Annotated in this window: 15 protein-coding genes; 5 read left to right on the forward strand and 10 right to left on the reverse strand. The window is 70.3% G+C overall.

Annotated elements, in window-relative coordinates; translation table 11 throughout:
* Positions 1-162: 162 nt before the first annotated feature.
* The 7 genes from F8M74_RS29855 to F8M74_RS29885 are packed head-to-tail and all read right to left on the reverse strand — an operon-like array spanning position 163 to position 9,083.
* On the reverse strand, positions 163-1,185 hold the full coding sequence (locus F8M74_RS29855) for an AAA family ATPase (protein ID WP_011552956.1): 1,023 nt from the start codon (positions 1,183-1,185) through the stop codon (positions 163-165).
* Positions 1,182-4,454, reverse strand: coding sequence for a hypothetical protein (locus F8M74_RS29860; protein ID WP_141255299.1), 3,273 nt, complete (start codon positions 4,452-4,454; stop codon positions 1,182-1,184). The genes F8M74_RS29855 and F8M74_RS29860 overlap by 4 nt, the downstream gene beginning before the upstream one ends.
* On the reverse strand, positions 4,454-4,720 hold the full coding sequence (locus tag F8M74_RS29865; protein WP_011552958.1) for a hypothetical protein: 267 nt from the start codon (positions 4,718-4,720) through the stop codon (positions 4,454-4,456). Before F8M74_RS29865 ends, F8M74_RS29860 begins: the two co-directional genes overlap by 1 nt.
* Positions 4,713-6,833, reverse strand: coding sequence for an AAA family ATPase (locus F8M74_RS29870; protein ID WP_141255298.1), 2,121 nt, complete (start codon positions 6,831-6,833; stop codon positions 4,713-4,715). Before F8M74_RS29870 ends, F8M74_RS29865 begins: the two co-directional genes overlap by 8 nt.
* Entirely contained in the window at positions 6,830-7,396 is a 567-nt protein-coding gene (locus F8M74_RS29875) for a hypothetical protein (protein WP_011552960.1), read from the reverse strand. Before F8M74_RS29875 ends, F8M74_RS29870 begins: the two co-directional genes overlap by 4 nt.
* On the reverse strand, positions 7,393-8,478 hold the full coding sequence (locus tag F8M74_RS29880) for a hypothetical protein (RefSeq protein WP_141255297.1): 1,086 nt from the start codon (positions 8,476-8,478) through the stop codon (positions 7,393-7,395). Before F8M74_RS29880 ends, F8M74_RS29875 begins: the two co-directional genes overlap by 4 nt.
* Positions 8,475-9,083, reverse strand: a complete 609-nt coding sequence (locus F8M74_RS29885) for a 4Fe-4S single cluster domain-containing protein (protein WP_228559534.1) — start codon at positions 9,081-9,083, stop codon at positions 8,475-8,477. Before F8M74_RS29885 ends, F8M74_RS29880 begins: the two co-directional genes overlap by 4 nt.
* A 211-nt stretch (positions 9,084-9,294) precedes the next feature.
* Here F8M74_RS29885 and F8M74_RS29890 point away from each other — a divergent pair, with 211 nt between their 5' ends.
* Positions 9,295-11,085, forward strand: coding sequence for a sigma 54-interacting transcriptional regulator (locus F8M74_RS29890; protein ID WP_171410302.1), 1,791 nt, complete (start codon positions 9,295-9,297; stop codon positions 11,083-11,085).
* 10 nt (positions 11,086-11,095) lie between these two features.
* On the opposite strand, the gene F8M74_RS29895 is transcribed toward F8M74_RS29890, so the two are convergent.
* Complete coding sequence (locus F8M74_RS29895; RefSeq protein WP_228559536.1) at positions 11,096-12,436, reverse strand: hypothetical protein; 1,341 nt, start codon at positions 12,434-12,436, stop codon at positions 11,096-11,098.
* 567 nt (positions 12,437-13,003) lie between these two features.
* On the opposite strand from F8M74_RS29895, the gene F8M74_RS29900 reads away from it, so the two are divergent.
* Positions 13,004-13,849 (forward strand): ThiF family adenylyltransferase, encoded by an 846-nt coding sequence (locus tag F8M74_RS29900; protein ID WP_141255295.1) that lies wholly within the window; start codon positions 13,004-13,006, stop codon positions 13,847-13,849.
* A 28-nt stretch (positions 13,850-13,877) separates the two neighbouring features.
* Here the strand turns inward: F8M74_RS29900 and F8M74_RS29905 are convergent, their stop codons facing one another.
* Complete coding sequence (locus F8M74_RS29905) at positions 13,878-14,324, reverse strand: hypothetical protein (RefSeq protein WP_011552966.1); 447 nt, start codon at positions 14,322-14,324, stop codon at positions 13,878-13,880.
* Between the two features lie 214 nt (positions 14,325-14,538).
* A complete protein-coding gene (locus tag F8M74_RS29910; RefSeq protein WP_301340603.1) occupies positions 14,539-16,959 on the reverse strand; it encodes a penicillin acylase family protein in 2,421 nt (806 codons plus the stop codon).
* A 233-nt stretch (positions 16,960-17,192) separates the two neighbouring features.
* Between F8M74_RS29910 and F8M74_RS29915 the strand changes: the two genes are divergently transcribed.
* The 3 genes from F8M74_RS29915 to F8M74_RS29925 all read left to right on the forward strand — a co-directional run bounded on the left by F8M74_RS29915 (position 17,193) and on the right by F8M74_RS29925 (position 21,455).
* Positions 17,193-17,837: a phosphatidylcholine/phosphatidylserine synthase gene (locus tag F8M74_RS29915; protein ID WP_141279774.1), complete on the forward strand. Its 645-nt coding sequence runs from the start codon at positions 17,193-17,195 to the stop codon at positions 17,835-17,837.
* A gap of 156 nt (positions 17,838-17,993) precedes the next feature.
* Positions 17,994-20,960: a choice-of-anchor D domain-containing protein gene (locus F8M74_RS29920; protein ID WP_141279881.1), complete on the forward strand. Its 2,967-nt coding sequence runs from the start codon at positions 17,994-17,996 to the stop codon at positions 20,958-20,960.
* A gap of 108 nt (positions 20,961-21,068) precedes the next feature.
* Complete coding sequence (locus F8M74_RS29925) at positions 21,069-21,455, forward strand: hypothetical protein (protein WP_141257821.1); 387 nt, start codon at positions 21,069-21,071, stop codon at positions 21,453-21,455.
* The last annotated feature ends 88 nt before the right edge of the window (positions 21,456-21,543 follow it).

A 21,543-nucleotide genomic window follows, 5' to 3' on the forward strand; every position in this document is an offset into this window, starting at 1 on the left:
GGTGGGGGCAGGGCAGGCGACTCCGCGAGCGTGGCGAGGAGCCACGGCACGGCCGAGGTCAACGCGTCCGCCGTGAGGTCCTCGTGCCGCATCAGGCACAGCCCCGCGCACAGCCAGCGCTCCGTGTCCTGAGGGCTTCTCAGCTCCGTGCTCATCCGCGACTCACGAGAGGCCCAGCAGCCGGGGCACCTTCTCCTCCAGCAGGTCGATTTCTTCCCGCGTCTCGCCCAGATACGAGAGGAGCTGGAGGTCCTGCCGCTCCACCGCGCCGCCGTGGAAGATCCACGCCCGCGTCCGGAGCAGGCGGTAGAGCTTCACCAGCTTGCGGTCGCTGATGAACACGCCGTCCTCGCGCGTCAGCGTCTGCACCACGCGGCGGAACTCGCGCAGCAGGTCGTCGCGGAAGAACAGGTCGCGGTCGCGCAGCTCGCGGCCGTCCGGGCCCGTCTCGCGCTTGCCCATCATCAGCGTCAGGTATCGGTGGGCCTTGAGCACGTCGTCCAGCGTGGCGTGTCCTTCCGCCCAGGGCTTCTGGTTCATCTCCCGGTGCGTCTGCGAATCCAGGCCGGAGTCCAGCAGCTCCAGGAAGTAGCGGTCCTGCACCGGACGGCACGCGGCCTTGAGGCAGAAGCGGTCCTTGAGTGCGCCCAGCTCGGCGTGTTCGGGCAGCTCGTTGGTGGCGGCGAAGAGCACCTTCAGCTTCACCGGCTGCGGCGCGCCGTCCTGGTAGAACTTGCGCTCGTTGATGACGGTGAGCAACGCGTTGAGGATGGCGGAGCTGGCCTTGAAGACCTCGTCGAGGAAGACGAGCCGCGCCGTGGGCAGCTTGCCGCCCTCGCGCCGGATGTAGCGGCCCTGGCGCAGCAGGTTGATGTCGATGGGGCCCAGCACCTCCGACGGCTCGGTGAAGCGCGTCAGGAGGTACTCGAAGTAATCCTCATTGGGGATGCGCAGCGCGTCCCGGAACTTGAGGACGAGGTCCGACTTGGCCGTGCCGGGTGGGCCCACCAGCAGCAGCGGCTCCTGCGCCACCGCCGCCACCGTCATCAGGTCCACCAGCGTTTGCTTGCCCACGAAGTGACGGCCCAGCGCCAGGCGGAAGCGGTTGAGGCGCTCGCGAAGGCCGTGGGCCTCGCTCGAGAGCGCGTCGAACGTCAGCTCGGAGATGGCGGGAAGACTGCTCATGTGCGCTCCTCCAGCTCCCGATGGATGCGCCGTCGCACCAGGAATTCGTCTTCGTCGAGCCAGCTTCGTGCACGCTCTCCGGTGCCTTGCGCCACTTCCACGTGGCCCTGCACCAGTGCGTCCGCCAGTTCCACCACGGAGAGGCAGAAGTGGCTGTTGGTGTTGTAGCTGTCCGTGATGATCGGCAGCCCTTCCGAGATGCGCGCCAGCCCCGGAAGCGCCAGCTCCACGGGGGCATGTGCCAGTGCGCTCGCGAGGCTGCGCATCAGGGCCAGCCGCTCTGGGAGTCCGCCCTTCGCCGCGCCCAGTGACTCGAAGGCGGCGTCGAACACGTCGACGGCCTCGGCCGTGCGCCCCTGCATGGACAGGCCCGCCGCGACGCCGAGCCGCGCCGTCAGCGGTGTCTTGGGTCCCGTCAGGCGTTCTTGCGCCGCGTCCACCAGCTCGGCGGCTTCGCGAGACAGGCCGACTCGGCGCAGGCCGCGCAGGCTCACACCCAGGATGCCCTGACCCCATGCGGGCGACGTGGGAGCCAGCGCCGTGAGCACCTTGCGCAGCCGTGCCGCCAGCGTCATCGCGTGGTCCGCGCGGCCGAAGAGGGCCGCCAGCGTCAGGGCATCCCCGAGCATCACGGCCTGGCTTTCACCGGGAAGCGCCTCCATCGATGAGACGAGCCGGTTCAGGAGTGGAAGCGCACGCGCCGGAGCGACGCGGGGCAGCGTGTCCAGCAGTCCTCCGATGAGCCGCTGCCGTTCCTCGGCGGGCAGCGTCGCATCGGTGGCCCGGCCCGTCAGGGCCTCCACTTGCGCCGCCACCTGCGCCGGGTCCTTCAAGTCGCGGAGGGCGGCGAACTCCTCTCCGCGCAAGTCCCGCGCTCCGCGCCCGAAGGCCCTCGCGGGGTCGAGCCGCTCGCTGGGCTCCAACAGCGCCGAGGCCTGCCGCAGCCGATCCACCTTGTATCGTTGGAAGGTACTCAGGGCATTCAGTTCGGCGGCAATGTCGGAGGGCAGCGGTGTCTCGGGCGGCTGGCCCTCCAGGGCCTGGGCCACGCGCGCGCCGTACGCTCGGGAAAGGAAGCCGTGGATGGCTTCCTTCGCATCGACTGCCTCTGCCGCCGCGGACGCCAGGGTGCGGGCACGGTCCGCCTGCCCGAGCCGCGCGAGTCCCACGGCGAAGACATAGCGGACATAGGCCAGCGTGAGGGCGGGCGCCGCTTCGATGGACGAGCGGCGACGGGGCGTGTGCTCGAACCGCTCCAGCAGGGCCTCTAGCTGTGCCAGCACCCGGGGCGCATGGGCCGAATCGGTGCCACCTCGCAGGAAGCGCGGCACATCTCTCGCGAGGGAAAGGCCTCGCTGAAGCATCTCCAGCAGCCGGTCGCCCGCTCGCGCGAGTCCGAGCGCATCGCCACCCGCCAGCGTGTCGAGCGCCGTCCGCGTGAGCCAGAGCGCCCGGACGTCGAGCTCCGCGTCATGCCTGTCCAGCCACCGCTGCAGTGCCGCCACGTCGACAGGCGCGGGCGCACCTGGGACGCACACCGCGCGCACGAGGCTGCTGGCGACGCTGCGCACGTCATCGCCCGTGGGCGCGGGTGACGCCATCCGTTCGGCGGGGGTGGTGTCCTCGTCGGTTTCAGCATCGGACCAGCGCCGAGCAAGCTCGGTGGCCTCGGTGTCGGACGCGGACCACAGCGCGCGCGTCCAGCACAGGCTCGCGTCGCGCTTGCGGCCCAGCCGTCCGTTCAGCTCCGCCATGCGAGTCCAGAGCTCCTGCCGCTGCGGCGAATCGGCGGGCACCTCCAGGGCCAGGAACGACTTCTCGAGTGAACTCAGCTCCTCTTCCACCGCGCTGGATTGCGCGGGCGTGAGCGGCGCCAGGCGGACCCCGGTGGGCACGGGTTGGGCGACGCGGACCGCGACAATGGGGGGCGGGCTCGCGGGCGTCACGGGTGGCGCTGGCACTTCACGGCGGCTACGGCGCGTGCCTCGCGGGCCCCGGTCCTCCTCTTCGTCCGATTGCATCGCGCGGGCCGCGCTCTGCCACTCACCCTCCGCGGCCTCGAAGGCGGCGAAGTCGAAGCTTGCGCTCCGGACCCACGGCATGAGCGCGTCGGCGTTGGTATCCACGACGTAGTCCACCCACGTGTCGAGCGGCTGGAACGCGGATTCCGGCAGCCGTTCCGCGCGGAAGCCACCACCCCCGGTGGGGTGGAGCCACGTCACGGTATCGGCCTGGGGCACGAGCAGCGCGCGCAGGCGGTCCCTTCGCACGGGGGGCTCCAGCAGTCCGTCACACGGCAGGAAGAGGTCCGCGAGCTGAGGCAGCGGCGCGTACGCCATGCCCGACAGGCCCAGCTCCGGGGGCCGCTCCCGGCCCGCTCGGGCACGGAGCACGATGCACGGCGCCTCCGGTGGCCCCGTGACGGCGAAGCGAAGCTGCGCGAGCAGCGGCTCCGGCACCGTGTGGACCAGGGACTCCACCTGGGCGAGCGCATTCTCGCGCAGCACCCAGAGGCTCGCAGGTTCCGTGCGTGCGGCTCGCGTGAGGCGCAGCGGCACTGTCAGCCGGCCTGGGGCGGGCGCGGGCGTCCAGTCCTCGCCCGGGGCTGGGAGCCGCAGGTCGGTGTGCTGGTACAGGTCCGTCCACGGGCCGTCCGGCGCGGTCAGCCAGGGGCCTTCGCCGCGGACGAGCAGCAACGTCCCCGCGGGCGCTTGCAGCGTGCGCGCGAGTGGATGCGTGTAGCCCACCTCGACCCAGACGGAGTGTTGCCCTGGGACAGCGGGAACGAAGGCACGCAGCGGGCCCGAGGCGTCCAGCGCGCTGGTGAGGGTGAAGTAGGGCGGTGCCATCGCGCGCAGCAAGGCGCGCTGTCCGCTTCCCCCCGAGGCTTGGGCGAAGCACACCTCCTGCCGGTCGCACCCCAGGCGCAGCATCTCGCCCGCCAAGGGGAGGAGTGCATCGGCGCTCGGGGGCAGGAACAGCACCGGGCCGTTCGGTGCGCTCTCCAGCGGCACGCGCCGCGCCGTCACCAGCTCCGCCCAGCAGAGGACCGGCGTGGCCTCCTTCGCGCGGTTCCGCGTCACCTGCACGCCGAGGGACGCGAGATGCGCGAGCACATCCTTCGCGGGCATCACCTCCGGCAGGACGTGAAGCGCGCCGTCGGGCGTCCGATGATAGCGGGCGGGTGCGGCCTGGACTTCGGCGGGGACGAGTCCGGAGGTCAGCGCCAGGTGGAGCGCTTCCTCACTGGTGAAGACGAGCATGGACATCAGGCCTTCTGGCTGACCTTTTCGGAGGCGTCCTCGGCGGTGGAGGTGGGCTCGGCCGCCTTGCCCGACGGCGTGTCGCGCTGGACGATGACGCGGCCCAGTTCGGAGGCTTTCAGCGTGCCGCCCTGGATGAGCGAGTCCACGAGCCGCCGGTGCTCGTCCTCGTGCTCCATGGGCAGCGCGTCCGCGTCGCTCTCGTACTGGATGATGACGTCCTTGCGGCCCGTCGCCGGGTCCACCTGGAGGCGGAGGATGAGGCTAGCCAAGCGCGGGCTCCTTCTTCGGCGCCACGGGCGCGGGCACCAGATGGGTGAAGGCCTCGCGGTCCAACACCTTGCGTTCGATGAGCAAATCTCTCAGGGCCACGACCCGCTCCTTCTCGCGCTGGAGGATATCGCGGGCCCGGGCCCGTTGGACGGCCAGGACTTCCTGTATCGCGGCCTCCAGCGTGCTTCGCGTCGCGTCGGACAGGGCATGCCGGTCCGCCTGCCGTCCCGGTGCATCAAAGCGCCGCACGGGCACGCCGTCTCCGCCCATGCCCAGGTCCTCCACCAGCTCGCGCGCAATCTCCGTGGCGCGCTCCAGGTCGTGTGCGCTGCCCAGGGAGAGGTCATCCAGGAGCAGCGCCTCCGCCTCCCGGCCGCCGAAGAGCATGCAGATGCTGTCCAGCAGCTGGCCTCGCGTGACGACGTACCGGTGCGCCGGGTCCGCGTACTGCACGTGCCCCAGCGAGCCCGCCAGGTCACCCCGGATGCTGATGCGGTCGATGGCGGGCGCGTGCTCACAGAAGAGCGCGCACACCGCGTGCCCCGCCTCGTGTGTGGCCACGACGCGCTCCTCCATGGGCGTGAGCTCCGGCCGGTCCAGGAACTCCGTGAGGGCGCGCTCCACGTCCACCGCCTCGGTGGGGCCCTGGGCGCCTTCGCGCAACCGCCGACGTGCGAGTGCCCGGCACAGGGCCTGGATGTGGTCGCCGGAGAAGCGCGTGCCGGTGCCTTCCACGCGGTCCCCCGTACGCTTCACCGCGTAGTCCAGTGCGCGCTCCGTCATCTCCAGGCCCAGCTTCTGGTTGTAGATGGACAGGATGGCGCGCCGGTCCGCGCTGTTGGGGTAGGGGATGCAGAGCTGGAACTCGAAGCGGCCCGGGCGCAGCAGCGCGGGGTCCAGGGACTCCACGAAGTTGGTGGTGCCCACCACGAACACCAGCTCCTCCTTGCGGAAGCCGTCCATCTCCGTGAGGAGTTGGTTCACCATGGAGTGCTCCACGCCCGAGCCCGTGTACGTGCCACGCGCCGACGCGAAGGAGTCCAATTCGTCGAAGACGATGATGCTGGGCGCCGCCTGCCGTGCGCGGACGAAGATCTGCCGGAGGTTCTCCTCGCTCTCGCCCACCCAGCGGCTCTTGAGCTCGGGGCCGCTCACCACCTGGACTGCCGCGCCCAGCGATGAGGCCATGGCCTTGGCGAAGAGCGTCTTGCCGGTGCCGGGAGGGCCCCAGAAAATCATTCCGCGCGGCAGCAGCGCCTCCACGCGCTTCACCGCCTCCGGGTCGCTCAGCGTGTCCTTGTGCGCCAGGACGTCCAGAATCTCCTGTTGGAGCCGCTGCTTCACCTTGGCGTAGCCGCCGATGTCCGCGTGCAGCTCCAGCTCCGGCACGCTGAGCGAACCGGTGAGCGTGGCCGAGCGCAGCTGCGCATACGCGGGCTTCGGGTTGGCGGGGTAGTCCTCGCCGGTGATGGCGCCCAGCAGGCGACGCAGCCGCACGGCGTTGACGCCGGAGACGTGCTTGTAGAGCGCGTAGGGCTGCAGGCCCCTTCCGAACTTGCGGCACTCGCGCTGGGTGATGAGGTAGCGGAGCCGGTCGCGCCCTACGCCGAGGATGCTCTCCTTGTGGGGGAAGAGGTTCTCGATGACGCGCGGCACGGCGAAGGACGGGTCCTTGAAGCCGACCCAGACCATCTCCGGGTTTTCGTACAGCAGGGGGATGACCTCACGCGCCTCGCTGGTGAGCCCGCCGCTGCTGGTGGTGAGCAGGTCCAGGTGGGGCAGCACGACGATGCGCTCGCGCACCGCGCCACGCACCGCGTCCCGGAGCTGCGCGATGAGCGTGGCCATCATGCTGGGTGCGGGCATGCCCGGTGGGGGCTCCTGCGCGGTGCGGCCGTCCAGGTAGAGGAACTGCTTGCCGTCCTTCTTCAGCCTGTCCCGCAGGCACTTGTAGAAGTAGGGCGTCAGCTCCTTGTCCGCTTCCACCATGACGGGCAGCCCGCGCAGCAGCGCCTCGCAGACGCGGTTCAGCTCGGCGGGGTAGGCGGCCTCGACGGCGGCGAAGGGTGACAGCTCCGTGGGCAGTGACTCCTCGGGGATGCGCTGACTCATACGCGCACCTTGATGGTGAGTGAGCCCGTCGCCGCGTCCTCGTGGACCTCCTCGATGGTGCCGAGCTGCCCGGCGCGCACCTTGAGCGCTTCCGCCGTCACCTTGTTGGAGATGGAGTCCAGCTCCGACTTGAGGTCTTTCAGCCGGCCTTCGAGCTTCTGGGTGACCTGCTGTCGCAGCTTGTCCGTGGCGACGTCCGCCGCATCCTCCAACCGCGCGCGCGCCAGGTCCTGGGCCCGCAGCTTCGCCTGCTCCACCTCGTGAGGGCTCTCCACGGCCAGCTCGCCGCGCGCCTTCAGCTCCACCTCCTGCTCACCGCTGAGGGTGACGCTGACGTCGCCGGTGGTGACGTCGATGGCGATGCGGACACCATCCGCCTCGGTGCGCAGCGCCACGTCGCCCTCTTGCGTGAAGCCCCGGTTCGCCAGCTCGGCCGCGAGCAGCCCGGCCAGCTCCTCGCGCGACAGGAGGGGGAGCAGCTCCAGCTTGGAGCAGAGGCCGTCCTCGGCCTGGACCACGCGGTTGAGGGACTCGGAGACGGAGACTCGGTAGGCGCGGCTCATGAAGCGCTCCCGGCGGAGGAAGGTGGAGGTGTGGCGGAAGCGCCGCTGGCGCTGGTGAGGGCGGTGGCCAGCTGCCGGGCGTGGTCCTCGGCGCGGCGGAAGCCTGCTTCACCGAAGGCGTTCCATTCGGACAGCAGGTGCTGGGCGGCGTCGTAGTCGTCGTCGAAGAAGCGCACGGCGCGGTGCTCCGCGTCCCAGCGCGACAGCCGTCCCAGCGCGCGCAGGAAGGCGGCGGCGGCACGAGCCGCCGCGGCCCGCGATGACAACGTCGCCGAGGAAGACAGCCCCTCCACCCAGCGCGTGGCGGGCTGCTCCAGCAACGGGCGCGCCGCTTCGAGGAGGAAGCCCGCGAGGTCCCTTCGGCCCGCGCCATCCACCGCGTCGAGGAACGCGGCGAGCACGGCCTCCTGCGCGGTGCCCAGGGCCAGGGCCTCCTCGGGAGACGCGATGTGACGCTTGGACTCTTCCAACCCACGCCAACGCCGCACGAGCTCCAGCCGCAGCGCCTCCAGCAGCCACGCGCCGTCCGCCAGCAGTGGCGCGAAGGCGGTGGCGTCGAACTCCGGACGGTGCGTCCCGAACTGCTCCGGGAAACCCAGCCAGCAGAGGGCGGAGCGGCGGAAGAGGTGCTGTGCGCCCAGGGCCGGCGCGCAGGGGGTGTCCGCCACCAGACGGCAGCAGAGATAGAGGAAGAGTTCGTCGGCGAGCGTGGGTGTTCCGTCCACCTCCAGCGGCATGGCCCCGTGTTTCGTCAGGGGTTGTTCCAGAAGCCACTTCAGGACGTGGAAGGTGAGGGGGGAGAAACGCAGGGGGGGCGGAGCATGCCGCTCCCAGAGCCGGCCGGCGCGTGCCTGCCCGTCGCGCACCGTGAGCTGCTGGCGCCAGCCGCCGCATCGGGCGAGCGCCATCACACTGCCCTTGGCGAGCGTGTCCCGCAGGACCTGCATCGCGCCGGGACTGAACTTCGCTGGGACGGCGTGCCGGTTGCGGAGCAGGTCCTCCACGGGGGCGTACTGCCCCAGGCCGACGATGGCGCGGGCGAGCGTGAGCAGCTCGAGCTCGGACGGAGCGACGCGAATCATGGACGGAGCCGGTCGGCGAGCGCGGGCCAGCCGTTGATGACGAGCTTGCCGCCGACGAAGTGCACCTCCGCCGTGTTCGGGGCGGTGAAACACGCGTCGTGCTGAGCGTAGCGGCCGGTGAGGAAGTGCATCACCTGGTTGCGCGAGCCAATCCACCGCCGTCCCGTCTCCGGCTGGTCCTTCTCGAAGCGGCCGTCCACCAGCAGGTCCGCCGTCGCGAGGAGCCGGTCCACGTCGTCCCGCGCCTGGGCCCGCAGCTCCGCGAGCGTGTGGCCGGTGAAGAGCATGATGCTCAGCCCGGCGGCGCGGACGCGCTCGCACAGCGCCGCGGCGGGACCAGGCTGGGAGAAGGGCTCGCCGCCCAGCAGGGTGAGTCCTTCGATACCGGGCGTGGCCAGGATCTCCTGGGCAAGTGCCTCCACCGTCTCCTCGGTGCCGCGCTCGGTCGCGAACATCTCCGGGTTGCAGCACCCCGGGCAGCGCAGGGGGCAGCCCTGGACCCAGAGGGCGTAGCGCACACCGGGGCCCTCCGCTTCCGTGCGGGGGACTCGCTGGGCAATCCGGAGCGTCGGGCCGGAGCTGGAGGTGCCTGCTGCGATGGCCATGAAGACGGCTCCAGCATGCCAGCAGCGGCGGCGCAGGGGGAGCGCGAGGACGTGTCTCATGCCGCGAGACGGGCTTGTTTGCTTGTTGATACCTTCCGCCGCCCGGTCGTTCATGACCTGTACCTACATCCAGGTCGAGTGATGGCTGGTGAATCTTCTCGTGTCGCAAATTGTCAACGTCGCTTCATCCCTCAAGTAGAATGTGGTGGTCATGACGCGGCCTGTGTCCGCCTACGCCCCTCGAAGCGAACGCAAGCCGTTGTACGTGAAGGTGGTGACGCAGCCCGCGCTCCATGGGTGCTGGGCCGTCAACATCAGTGAGACGGGCATCGGGCTCATCGCCACGCCGCACACGCCGTCCGAAGGGCCGCGTGAGGGCGAGGACGTGGAGCTGTCGTTCTCCCTTCCGGACTCCGGTGAGCACATCCGCGTGCGCGGCGTGGTGCGCTGGCGTCACGACGCGTCCGGCGCGGTGGCGGCCATGGGCGTGAGCTTCCGCGCCTTCGAGGAAGCGGACGGCGTGAAGCTGGCGCGCTACCTCGCCTCGTCGCACCTCCAGGTGGTGGTGGCCTTCGCCACCGAGCAGGAGGCGCGCGCGGTGACGACCGCGCTGGAAGGGGTGGCCAAGCTCCACTTCGCCGCCAGCCCGTCGGACGCCCACGCGCTGGTGACGCGCGGGGACGCGGCGTGCTTGGTGGTGTGCGGTCAGGACGAGGAGCAGGCCCTGGCCCTGGTGGAGTCCCTGGCCTCCCGCCGCGCGGACGCGGACCCTTCCGGCGCGGGGCCGCCCAGTGACCTGGCATCGCGAATCGTCTACTGCGCGCCGGCCGCGCCGGAGCGGCTGGTGGCCCTCTTCAACGCCGGACGCATCTTCCGCGCGCTCGGGCCTTCACCCACGCGGGAGGCCCTGCACCAGGCGGTGCTTCAAGCGGGGCGCGAGCACGGCGTGCGCACCGAGCAGTGGCGCATGGCGCTGGAACTGGAGCGCAGCTTGCTGCGCGAGCGCGCCCTGTCGCAGAAGCTGCCGCCGGCCCCCGGTGGGCGCGGCGGGGATGAGGTGGGCTTCCGCAGCGCCGCCATGCAGCGGGTGATGGAGCTGGTGCGCCTGGTGGCGCCCCACCGCGTGGCCGTGCTGCTCCAGGGCGAGACGGGCACGGGCAAGGAGGTGCTGGCGCGCATCCTCCACCGGCTCAGTGGCCGGGGGGACGTGCCACTCGTGGTGCAGGACTGCGGCGCGCTGACGGAGACGCTGCTGGAGAGCGAGCTCTTCGGCCACGTGAAGGGCTCCTTCACGGGAGCGGTGGCGGACCACCCCGGGCTCTTCGTGCTCGCCAACGGCGGCACCATCTTCCTGGACGAAATCGAGAACACCACCGCCAACCTCCAGGCCAAGCTCCTCCGCGTGCTGGAGACGGGGGACGTGCGTCCGGTAGGCGGCACCCAGGTGCGCCACGTGGACGTGCGCGTGGTGGCCGCCAGCAACAAGGACCTGGGCGAGGAAGTGCGCGCCGGCCGCTTCCGCGCGGACCTCTTCTACCGGCTCAACAGCTTCACCGTGGACATCCCCCCGCTGCGGGACAGGCCGGAGGACGTTCCGGAGCTGGCGCTCTACTTCCTGGAGTTGTTCAACCGCACCTTGCGCCGCTCAGCCAGTGGCATCGCGCCGGACGCGGTGGACGCGCTGCGGGCCTACGCCTGGCCGGGCAACGTGCGCGAGCTGCGCAACGTCATGGAGCGCTCGGTGTTGCTCTCCCGCCCGGGCGAGGTGGTGTCGCGGCGGCTGCTGCCGCCGGTGCTGGGCTCCACCCTGGCCCTGCGCAACGAGCCGGGTGGGGATGGCTCGCTGCGCGCGCGGCTGGAGCGGGTGGAGCGGGAGTTCATCCGCGAGGCCCTGGAGCGCCACGGCGGGGTGCTGCGGCGCGCGGCCGTGGCGCTGGGGATGGACCCGGTGACGCTGGGCCGGCGAGTCCGGCGCCACGGCTTGTGGAAGGGAGACAGCTAGCCCTTGCGCCTTAGTGGGTGCGAATCCACTGGAGCATGGGCTTCCAGACGCGCACGCGCGCGTCGTCCGCCAGGAACAGGTCCGCGTGCCCGTAGTCCAGGGCGCGCGCGGTCTCCGGCAGCGTGCTGATGTTGAGCAGGGTGACGTCCCGGCTGCCCAGCAGCGTGACGCTGTGCTCGCCGTAGCGGCCCACGCCGCCCGCGGCGCCCACGTACAGAACCGGCACCTTCACGTCGCGCAGGCGGTCGCTGTAGGGCACGTGCTTCCCGCAGGCCCACGCCTCCGTCTCCACCACCTCGTTGATGCTCTGGTACGGGGCGGCGCGCTGGCCGAACTCGAAGAGGTAGCCCTCGCGGGTGAAGGACAGCTGCCCCGGCAGGCCCATGGCGTCCGGCACGCTGCCCATCAGGTGGTAGGCCGGGACAACCGGCTGCAGCGGCGCGAAGAGCACGCTCGTCGCGCCCGCCGCGACCAGGGCCAGCTTGCGGTTCGAGGGCCGGCCCGTGCCCGGCCCGAAGATGTCGTCCTGCACCAGCGGCGACGGCGCGGCCGGCTGCACCGCGGCGAGCTGGCCAATGGCCTGCAGCATGATGCCCGGCGCCGGCCCGAGCAGACCACCCTCCAGCTGGCCCTCCTGGCGGGCATTGCTCAGCGCATCGTAGCGCTCACACGCCCACGCCTGCTGCTGCGCGTCCCGCGGAGAAAAGCGCACGGCCATGTCCATGGGGATGAAGCCGTCCACCTGGCGCAGCGCGCGCGGCAGCCGGGCCTCGCGGTTGAGGTACGCGTAGCCCACCACCGCGCCCCGGCTCCAGCCCAGCAGGTGCATGGTGCCCAGGAAGTTGCCGCCCGCCAGCCGCAGCAGTTTCGCCACGCCCAGCGCCACGCCCACGTCGGCCGCGTGCGTTTCCAGCGTCCAGTTCTTCATGAAGCGAAAATCCTGCGTGTTCTGCGGCACGCCCGCCCACCGCAGGTCGATGCCCCACACGTCCACGCCCTCCTTCGCCAGGTACGCGGCGATGGACTGCTCCGGCGGCACGAACGCGGAGCCGATGCTGGAGAGGAACGCGGCCTCGAAACCCCACCCGTCGCCGTGCACCATGAACACCGCGCGCGTCGCACGCGCCGGCCGCCACGCCCAGTCCTCCCGCACCACCCGGTGCAGGGTGACGACGTCCTGCTGCGACGGCCCCACCTGCAGGCGGTAGCGGTAGTGGGCCACGTCGCCGAACAGCGCCACCCGCTCACTGCCTCCCAGATTGCTGGAGCCCAGGAGCGCGGCGCTGACCGGCGCGCCATCCGCCAGCGCCACGCCCTGGAGCGCCGCGGCCTGTGAGACAGCGTGTCGCATGTCATCAGAAGGGGCCGCTTCGGCGGTTCGAGCCAACGACAGACATGCCAACGAGACGCAGAGGAAGAACACGGAACGCATACAGACCTCGGATCGGCTGAAGAGGTTCGGGGGAGTCGAGTCACCGCCGGCCCATGACGCCCCTGACGTGTCGCCCCCCCGAGCAGAATTCACGCCAATCATTAAACCCCTGTAACTCCTGGAGTGTTATCCAGGCAGGGACTTCATGGGTGAATGCCACTGTGGATCGAACCTCTGACATCCCCTGCCAGGTGGGGTACTTCGGCGCGTGCTTCACCGCTGAAGCCCGCGCATCACCGGTGCGGCTTCCGGGGCGTCCCGAGGAACCCGGCGGGGATTGAGAGGCGTGGGTGACGAGCGCGCGCAAATGACCACAGGCGACCAGAACGGGCAAGAACCGATTAGCTCTCCAGTACGGGCGGACTGACGGGGTCCGAACGGCACCAGGTGACGTGGGAGGGCTGCTGAACACACGCGCCCGTGGGGCCCTCGCCACCCTCCTGGGTGGGGGGCACATGAAAGCCAGACTTCAACGTGAGGCGGCCCATGTTCGAGCAGCGGTTCCAGCGCAATCTGGGCGTGGTGGATGCGGAGACGCTGGACAAACTGTCACGCACGCATGTGTTGGTGGCGGGCGTGGGCGGCGCGGGAGGCCAGTGCGCGGTGGACCTGGCGCGGCTGGGGTTCGGCGGCGTGACGCTGGCGGACTTCGACGTCTACGAGCGCCACAACATGAACCGGCAGGTGGGCTGCTTCGAAAGCACGTTGGGCCGCTCCAAGGTGGAGGTGGTGGGGCGGATGTGCCGGGACATCCACCCGGCCCTGCGGCTGCGGGAAGTGCCGGAGGGCATCACCGAGGCCAACGTGGAGGACGTGCTTGGCGGGAGCGGTGTGCTGGGCCCGGTGGATTACGTGGTGGAGGTCATCGACATCGCGGGGGCGCATGAGAAGCAGGTGCTCCACCGCGCCTGCCGCCAGCGTGGCGTGCCGGTGATGACGGGGCTGATGTTGGGCTTCGGCGCGGCGCTGCACGTCTTCCAGCCGGACGCGCCGCTGTACGAAGCGCTCTACATCCTGCCGGATGGGCGCATCGACCTGCCGGCCATCATCCCCCACCTGGGAAGCTACATGCTCCGCGAGTACATGGACGCGTGCTACCAGGGCCGGGGCCACGCACCCACCTGCGTGGTGGGCGCGACGAGCGCGGCGGGGATGATGGTGACGGAGTTGACGCGCGCGGTGATGCGGGGCCCCCGGTCCATGGTGTCGTGGCCGGAGTACCTCTATGTGGACTTCTTCGACCACAGCTTCGTCCGGGGCACCGCCGCGCCGGCCCTGTCGCGGCGGGTGGACCTGGCGTCGCGGGCCGGAGGTACCCCGGCCGCAGGCTGACGTCGTTATACGGAAGGACGGGCCGCGCTCACACCACGCCGCGCGCCCGGGCCTCCTCGATGACCTTCACGCCGTCCACGCCCAGGCTCTTGCCCAGGTAGGGGGCGACGAGGTCGGCGTGCTTGTGCACGCGGTGGAAGGCCTCGTCGAAGGTGCGCGTCACCAGGTTGATGCCGGAGATGATGACCCGCTGCAGGTTGTATTGCAGGTCATTGCCTTCGACGATGGCGTGAATCTCCGTGAAGAGCGGGCGCGCGTCCGAATGGAAGGTGGACAGGTTGCGCCGCTGCTCCGAATTGGGCACGGAGGACTTCGGTGAAAGGCTGGCGACGAGGACGAGCGGGTGCTGAAGCTGCTCGTGCGCGCCCTTCATCTGCTGGAAGACGGTGTGGATTTCTTCCTGACTGGGTGGTGCCTCCCAGCGGAGGAAGAACACTCTGCCGATGATGGCGGTCTTGTAGACGGATGTGGCCATGATGTCCCCCTGCTGCTGCCGCGGTGATTCCACCGGGAAATCCCGGTACCCCTTCGCCAGGAACGAACGGCGGCGCCTGGCGGTCTGCGCACCCATTGGCGCGCGTCCCTGACGCAGACGGAATCAGACTGGAGGGCGGACATCCGCGGCCCGACGTTGCCCTGCCGGGCCGCGAGGTGTCCGGCCCCCGACGAATCGGGGGCCGGCGGGGACGTCAGTCGCCGGTGAGGGTGATCTGCTCGGCCGGCGCGGCGGCGATTTCCTCGGCGGTGAAGAGGATGGGCCGCCACTGCTTCTGGGAGAACAGCCGCGTCTGGTCCGCGTAGTACGGCGAGGCCGGGTTGCTGGACTCGCTGTAGGTCAGCAGGGCGCTGGCCTGCACGCCGGTGGGCGTGAACTCCATGGCCATGATGAAGCTGCTGCCGTTGTTGATGACGTAGCCGCCGTTGGCCAGGGCCGTGCGTCCGTTGACGACGGTCCGCGTGGCGCTGCCCACCTCGGCGTTGGGCGTGGTGGACTTCAGCGTGCCGAAGCTGACGATGTTCGCCGCGCCATCGTAGTTGCCGCCGCCGTGGATGGGGATGCGCTCGCCGCTCACGCGGGGGGTGAACTGCGCCTCGCCCAGCGGGAGGTCCAGCGCCAGGCCCGCGCGCGTCAGCGTGGTCACGGCCTGGGCCAGCTTGGTCAGGACGGGGTCGGTGCCCTGGGCGGGCGCGGGCGCCAGCGTGTGGGGCGTGGCGATGGGGTTGGCCGGGTCGAAGGGCGTGGCGTACAGCGACGGGCTCGCCTGCAGCTCGCTCATGGTGAACGTGCCCGCGAACTCGCGCCACACGATGGCGCCCACGCTGTCCACGTCATAGCGACGGTCCCACTGGGCAATCAGCGAGCACGCCTGGCTGATGTCCACGGTGCCCGTGCCGTAGGGCACCATCGTCTGGCCGGTGCAGCGGGCCACCACGTCGTCGATGAGCAGCTCGGCGATCATGCCGCGGTTGTTGAGGATGGCGTCCTGCAGCTCGGTGCGGGTGAAGAGGCCGTCCGCGCCGGACGCGCCACCTTCGACCTGCTCGGTGAGCATGACGGCGTTGAGGCGCGTGCGCGGCGACTGGGGCACGTTCTCCAGGCCGTGCAGGGGCGAGAAGCCCTTGAGCGGCTCGGCGGGGTTGGTCAGCCAGTAGCTGTCATTGGCGTTGAAGACGAAGTCGGTGCGGTCCAGCTTGGGCACCTTGCTGAAGGGGACCAGGCCCGGGCTGCGGGCGCCGGCCTCGTCCTGCCACTCGTTCTGGCTGTTGCTGCCGTCGAGCAGCACCAGGCCCATCTGCTGCCAGATGGCGGTGGTAGCCAGGTCCGCGCCCTGGCGGGCGGCGTTCCAGGTGGCCAGGGCCACGGGCGACAGGTTCGGCGTGGGCGTGGCATCCGTGTACCAGGTGTTGCCCGCGCGGTCGGCCGCCATGGTGTTGACCCAGGGGATGCCCTGCTCGCGCGCGTAGACGGCCTTGAACTCATCCATGCTGCGGGCCTGGTTCATGCCCAGGAACTGCGCCAGCAGGGTGTCGTTCTCCAGGTTGGCGTCGCGGTAGGTGAGCACGGACTGCTCGGTCCACTCCGCGGTGCCGGGGATGGAGATGATGGGGCCGTAGTGGCTGCTGTACATGCGGCGGGTGACGTTGACGAGCGTGCCGTTGTCGAGCCGGACCAGGATGGTGATGTCCTTCCAGGTCATCTCCCGCTCTTGGTTGTCGTAGTAGTACGAGGTCGGCTTGCCCGGCACCAGGCGCAGCCCGTACAGCGTCATGCGCTGGCCGGAGGAGAAGGTGTGTGTCCAGGCCACGTCGTTGTTGAAGCCGATGAGGACCGCGGGCACGCCCAGCAGGCCCACGCCGTAGATGTCCAGCTCACCGGGGACGGTGAGGTGGCTCTCCCACAGCTTGAGCTCGCCTTCCCAGGGGAAGTGCGGGTTGGCCACCACCATGCCGTGGCCGGTGGCGGAGCGGTCGCGGCCAATGGCCCAGCCGTTGCTGCCCACCTGGTGCAGTTCGGGCCGCTGGACCTTGACGTGGTCGCGGTCCGGCGTGCCCAGGGTGGTCGCCGTCACGTCGGGCGGCGTGGCCGCGGCGAGGGCGAGAGCGACCTGGTAGCTGCTGCCCGTCAGCGCCACGCTGTAGGCGTAGGCCAGCAGGTCCACCTCGGAGATGGGCCGCACCCACTTGGCGCCGGTGCAGGGCGCGGGGAGCTGCTCCTTGGGCGTCTCCTCGATGTAGCGGTTGAAGCCGGCCGCGTAGCCCTTGAGCATGGCCTGGAGGGTGGCGGGCTGAGTGCTGAAGCGCTCCGTGGCGCGCGCGTGGAGGCCCAGCGAGCGGTAGGCGAAGTCGCTGCCCGCGTAGGTGCTGCCGGGGCCCATGCCCAGGAAGCGGGCGCGCTCACCGCGCACCTTGAGGATCTGATCCGCGAGGATACAGACGTGGTCCTGGGCGAAGGCATAGCCATTGCCGTACGCCACGCTGCCCATGTCCTTTCCGGTGATGTGGGGGACGCCGTGGGCGGTGCGGCGGATGGTGGCTTCGTAGGTGGGCGTCGGGGCCGGAGGCGTGCCTTCGTCGTCGTCACCACATGCGGAACTGAACAGCAGGCTCATGCCTGCGAGAAGAGAGAACTGCCAGCGGGTGCTCCGCGTACGCCGGAGCACACCGCGCCGGAGGGGCGAGGGAGGTTTGGGGTGCATGACAGTCGTCGAGCGTAGGGAGTGGCTGATCACACCGTCAAAATGTTTCTGGAACTGGAATGATTTCTCACACCGCCGGGCACAACGCGCTGTGCCAAGAACGAGCTACCAGCCGAGCGGGAGGGGTGTGGTAGGAAATCGCGCATATGTCGACCGAGCCGTCCCGTGCCCGCCGCCCGCGCCGTCACTTCTCGATGATTCGCACGTTCGTGCTCGCTGACTTCGTGACGCTGGGCAACGGCTTCGCGGGCGCGGGCGCCATCCTCTCCTCCATGCAGTACCTGGCTTCCGGGGACGTGGGCTGGCTGTGGGTGGCCTTCGGCCTGATGCCGGTGGCGCTGGTGATGGACGTCATGGACGGGCGCATCGCGCGCTGGCGCTTCAAGAAGTCGCCTCTGGGCGCGGACCTGGACTCACTGGCGGACGTCATCTCCTTCGGCATGGCGCCGGCGGCGCTGGCCTTCGCGGTGGGGATGCGCGGCTCCCTGGACGTGGCGGCGCTCCTCTACTTCGTGGCGTGTGGCATCAGCCGGCTGGCGCGCTTCAACGTCACGTCGGCGGACCTGTCGGACGAGACAGGGAAGGTGAAGTACTTCGAGGGCACCCCCATTCCCACCAGCCTGGCCCTGGTGATGGTGATGGCCGCGGCGACGTGGGCGGGGCGCATCGGTCCGGACCTGTGGGGGGGGGAGTGGCGCCTGGGACCGTTGGTGCTGCACCCGTTGGTGCTGATGTACGTGGCCAGCGGAAGCGCGATGATCAGCAAGACATTGCGCATTCCGAAGATTTGATACCGGACACCCACCCACCCCTGGGCGCGGGGTTACCCACGCATGGCTGGTTGCCCACCCTGAAGCGGGTGCCTAGCTTCGCCACCGTTCCTTCCGCCGTCCTCCATGTGGGGCGCGCGGCGGCCAGGGTTGACGGTAGTGGGGAAGGGGTGGGCCATGACAGGGCGCTTGGGCTGGGTGGCCCTCGCGGTGGTGGGGTTGCTGGTCGGTTGTGCGGATCGCGAGCGCCCGGCGCTGGCGGACGGGCGGCTGACGGCGACGCCGGGTGGCGTCGACTTCGAGCGGGTGGCCATCTTCGATGCGCGCGAAGCGGAGATTTCGCTGCGCAACGTGGGCCGCGCGCCCGTCGATGTGAATGAGGTCTGGGTGGAGGGCCCCGAGGGGGCCTACCGCGCCGAGTTCACCCATGAGGGGCCGCACAGCTTGCAACCCGGGAGCGCGTGCTCGCTGCGCGTGCGTTTCGCGCCGCCCGCCGAAGGTTCGCAGCCGGCGGTGCTGGTGGTGCGCTCGGATACGCGCATCGAGCCCCTGCTCCGCATCCCCCTGACGGGCAGCGGCGTGGACGCCTGGGCCCGCGTGTCGCCGCGTCGGCTGGACTTCGGCCGCATTGAAGCGGACGCCACGAAGACGCTGCCGCTGCGGCTGGAGAACCCCACGGATTTACCCGTGGAGGTGACGCCGCGGCTGGTGGGCGCGGACCGCGACGAATTCAGCGTGGGGCCGATGACGCTGGCGCCCGGTGAGAGCCGCGAGCTCATGGTGACGTTCCACCCGGTGCGGGTGGGTCGCAAGCAGGTGGCGCTGGCGGTGTCGCCCTGCCGCGGCTGCGCTGACGTGACGGTGCAAGTGGCCGCCGAGGCGCTGGAGCGCGCGGTGGTGGCCGAACCGGAGGTCCTGGACTTCGGCGCGGTGCCCGTGGACCGGGACGCGGTGCGCGAGTCGAGCATCCGCAACATCAGCACCGAGCCGGTGACGGTGACGCAGCTGATGCTAGAGGGCCGTGACGCGTCCTTCACCCAGAACAACGCTGGCTTCCCTTTCGTGCTCCAGCCGGGCGAGGTGCGGACCTTCACGTTCCGCTACAGCCCGGACCACCAGGGCGCGGCGCAGGACACCGCGCTGTACCACGTGGAGAGCCGCCGCCATCCGACGACGCCCGTGCAGCTGCGCGGCTACGGCGGCGCGCCGGAGCTGTGTGTGTCCCCGTCGTTCTACGACTTCGGCACGCAGCCGCTCGGCGCGAAGGTGCGCGTCATCATCAACGTGAAGAACTGCGGCGCGTCCAATGAGGGCGGGCTCACCATCAACACGCTGGACTGGCTGCCGCGGCAGGGTGGGGCGCCTCAGTTCAACCACACGCCGCTGGCGCTGCCGGTGACGCTGCCGCCCGGCGGCGAGGTGAACCTGGAGGTCTTCTACGAGCCCACCGAGCTGCGCGCGGCGGAGGGCTCGCTGGTGATGACGACCAACGCCTTCTCAGCGGCCATGGTCCAGATGGACTTCCGCGGCAACCCGAAGGCGCACGCGCCCTGCGAACTCACCCTCACGCCGCAGGCCCTGGACTTCGGCACCATTCCGCCCGGCCAGGGCGCGGTGCTGGGACTCAAGCTGGAGAACCGCGGCACCGACTTGTGCCCGGTGAAGAACCTCCGCCTGCGAGATGACGGTGGCGGCGTCTTCACGTTGCCGGGCGGCGACCTCTACGGCGGCATCATGTACCCCGGCGACTGGTTCAGCTTCCAGGTGGCCTTCATGGCGCCCGTGGCGGGCGGCCACTTCACCGGCACCGTGCAGATTGAACAGATGCAGCCGGCCAACCCAGTGCTGCTGGTTCCGCTGGTGGCCAACACGCAGGCGGTGTGCCTGGTGGCCTCGCGCCGCTACATGGACTGGGGCGTGGCCCGGCCGGACTGCCCCGCCGAGCCCATGGAAGTGAACTTCCTCAATGCCTGCGCGGCGCCGGTGACGGTGAACGACGTGTGGATTGGGCCGGGCACCACGGATTCGGAGTTCGGGTTTTCGGTGGTGCCGGACCCCATCCCCTTCGTGCTGCCGCCCAACGAGGCCTTCACGGTGGGCGTGGAGTACTTCGGCCTGGTGTCGGGCATGAACCTGTCGCCGCTGTACGTGGGCTCCAGTGACTTGCCGGCGCCGCTGATGGTTCCGCTGGTGGGCGAGTCGTCGATGCGCGTGGAGAAAACGGACAACTTCATCCAGCAGGACGTCAGCAAGGTGGACGTGCTGCTGGTGGTGGACAACACCGCCTCCATGGCGGTGGAACATCCGCGACTGGTGGAGGCCATTCCGACCTTCGTGCAGACGGCGCTGGACCGGGGCGTGAGCCTCAACGTGGCGGTGACGACGACGGGCATCCATCCGGTGACGCCGACGGACCCGGTCAACGCGTGCCCGGGCGGCGCGGAGGGTGGCGAGGCGGGCCGCTTCTTCCCGGTGGACAACTCGCTGCCGCGCATCCTCACGAGCGCGACGCCGAACCTGGCCCAGCAGCTCCAGCAGAACGTGCAGGTGGGGCGGTGCGCGGAGGTGGAACAGGGCTTCGAGGCGATGCGCCGCGCGCTGTCCCGGCCGCTGGTGAACAGCGCGGATGACCCGCGCACGCCGCTGCCCAACGACGGCAACGTGGGCTTCCTGCGCGAGGAGGCCGCGCTGGTGGTGCTGTTCGTCAGCGACGAGGACGACCACTCGCCCGACGCGGTGGACACCTACGTGGACTGGGCCCAGCAGCTCAAGGGGCAGAACCAGCCGCAACGCGCGACCTTCTACGCCATCGCTCCGCCGGCTGAGGGCTGCGCGACGGCGGGCGGCGCCGGTACCCGCTACGCGCAGGCCACCTCACGCACAGGAGGCGAGGTGGTGAGCGTCTGCGCGGAAGACTACCGGCCGCTGCTGCAGGCGGTGGGTGACAAGGCCTTCTCCGCGCAGGAGCGCTTCCCGCTGAGCGACATGCCGGAGCCCGGCACCGTGACGGTGACGGTGAATGGCACGCCATCCACGTCCGGCTGGACCTACGACGCGGCCACCAACAGCGTGGTGTTCGACGTCGTGCCGCCGGCGGGCACCCGCATCTCCGTCAACTACCGCCGTTCGTGCGACGCGATGTAACGCACCCGGAGGGCCGGACTTCCGGCCCTCCACAGTGGTGTCAGTCCCCGGTGCTACAGGTCTGCTTCCGCCTGTGCGGATGACCAGAAAATTGGAGGTCACCTCGCGGTGTGTACCCTGAGGTCGTACCTGCAGCTGCCGAGGAGGCACCCGGTGAACTCCCAGGATTTTGAAGGAACGATGACGAGCGCGGCCCGCCCCTCTGGACGGGCTCCAGGACTGCGCGTCATCAAGGGAGAAGGGCAGCGGAGGGAGGAGCCGCTCGCCTCCCGGGACGCCGTGGCCCGGGTGCTGATGGAGGCCGGGGCGGACATGCTGCTGCGGCGAATCAGCCCGGCGCGAGCGGGGGAGATTGAGCGGAAGGTGGACCGGGTCCTGGACCTGTTCGACCGGGTGGACGTGGCGCCGGTGCTGATGCCGGTGCTGAAGCGGCACCTGGACGAGTTGGAGGCCCTGATGCGAGAGACTCGCGAGGTGCGGGCCGCCCGGAGATAGCCACAAAGGCCGTTTCCGGAGCAGTTGGGGGTTTGACCCTCCTTCCCGGTGCGCTTACGCTCGGGTCCATCCCGCGCCCGGAACTCGG

The organism is Myxococcus sp. CA023, assembly GCF_010998615.1.
Taxonomy (GTDB): Bacteria; Myxococcota; Myxococcia; order Myxococcales; family Myxococcaceae; genus Myxococcus.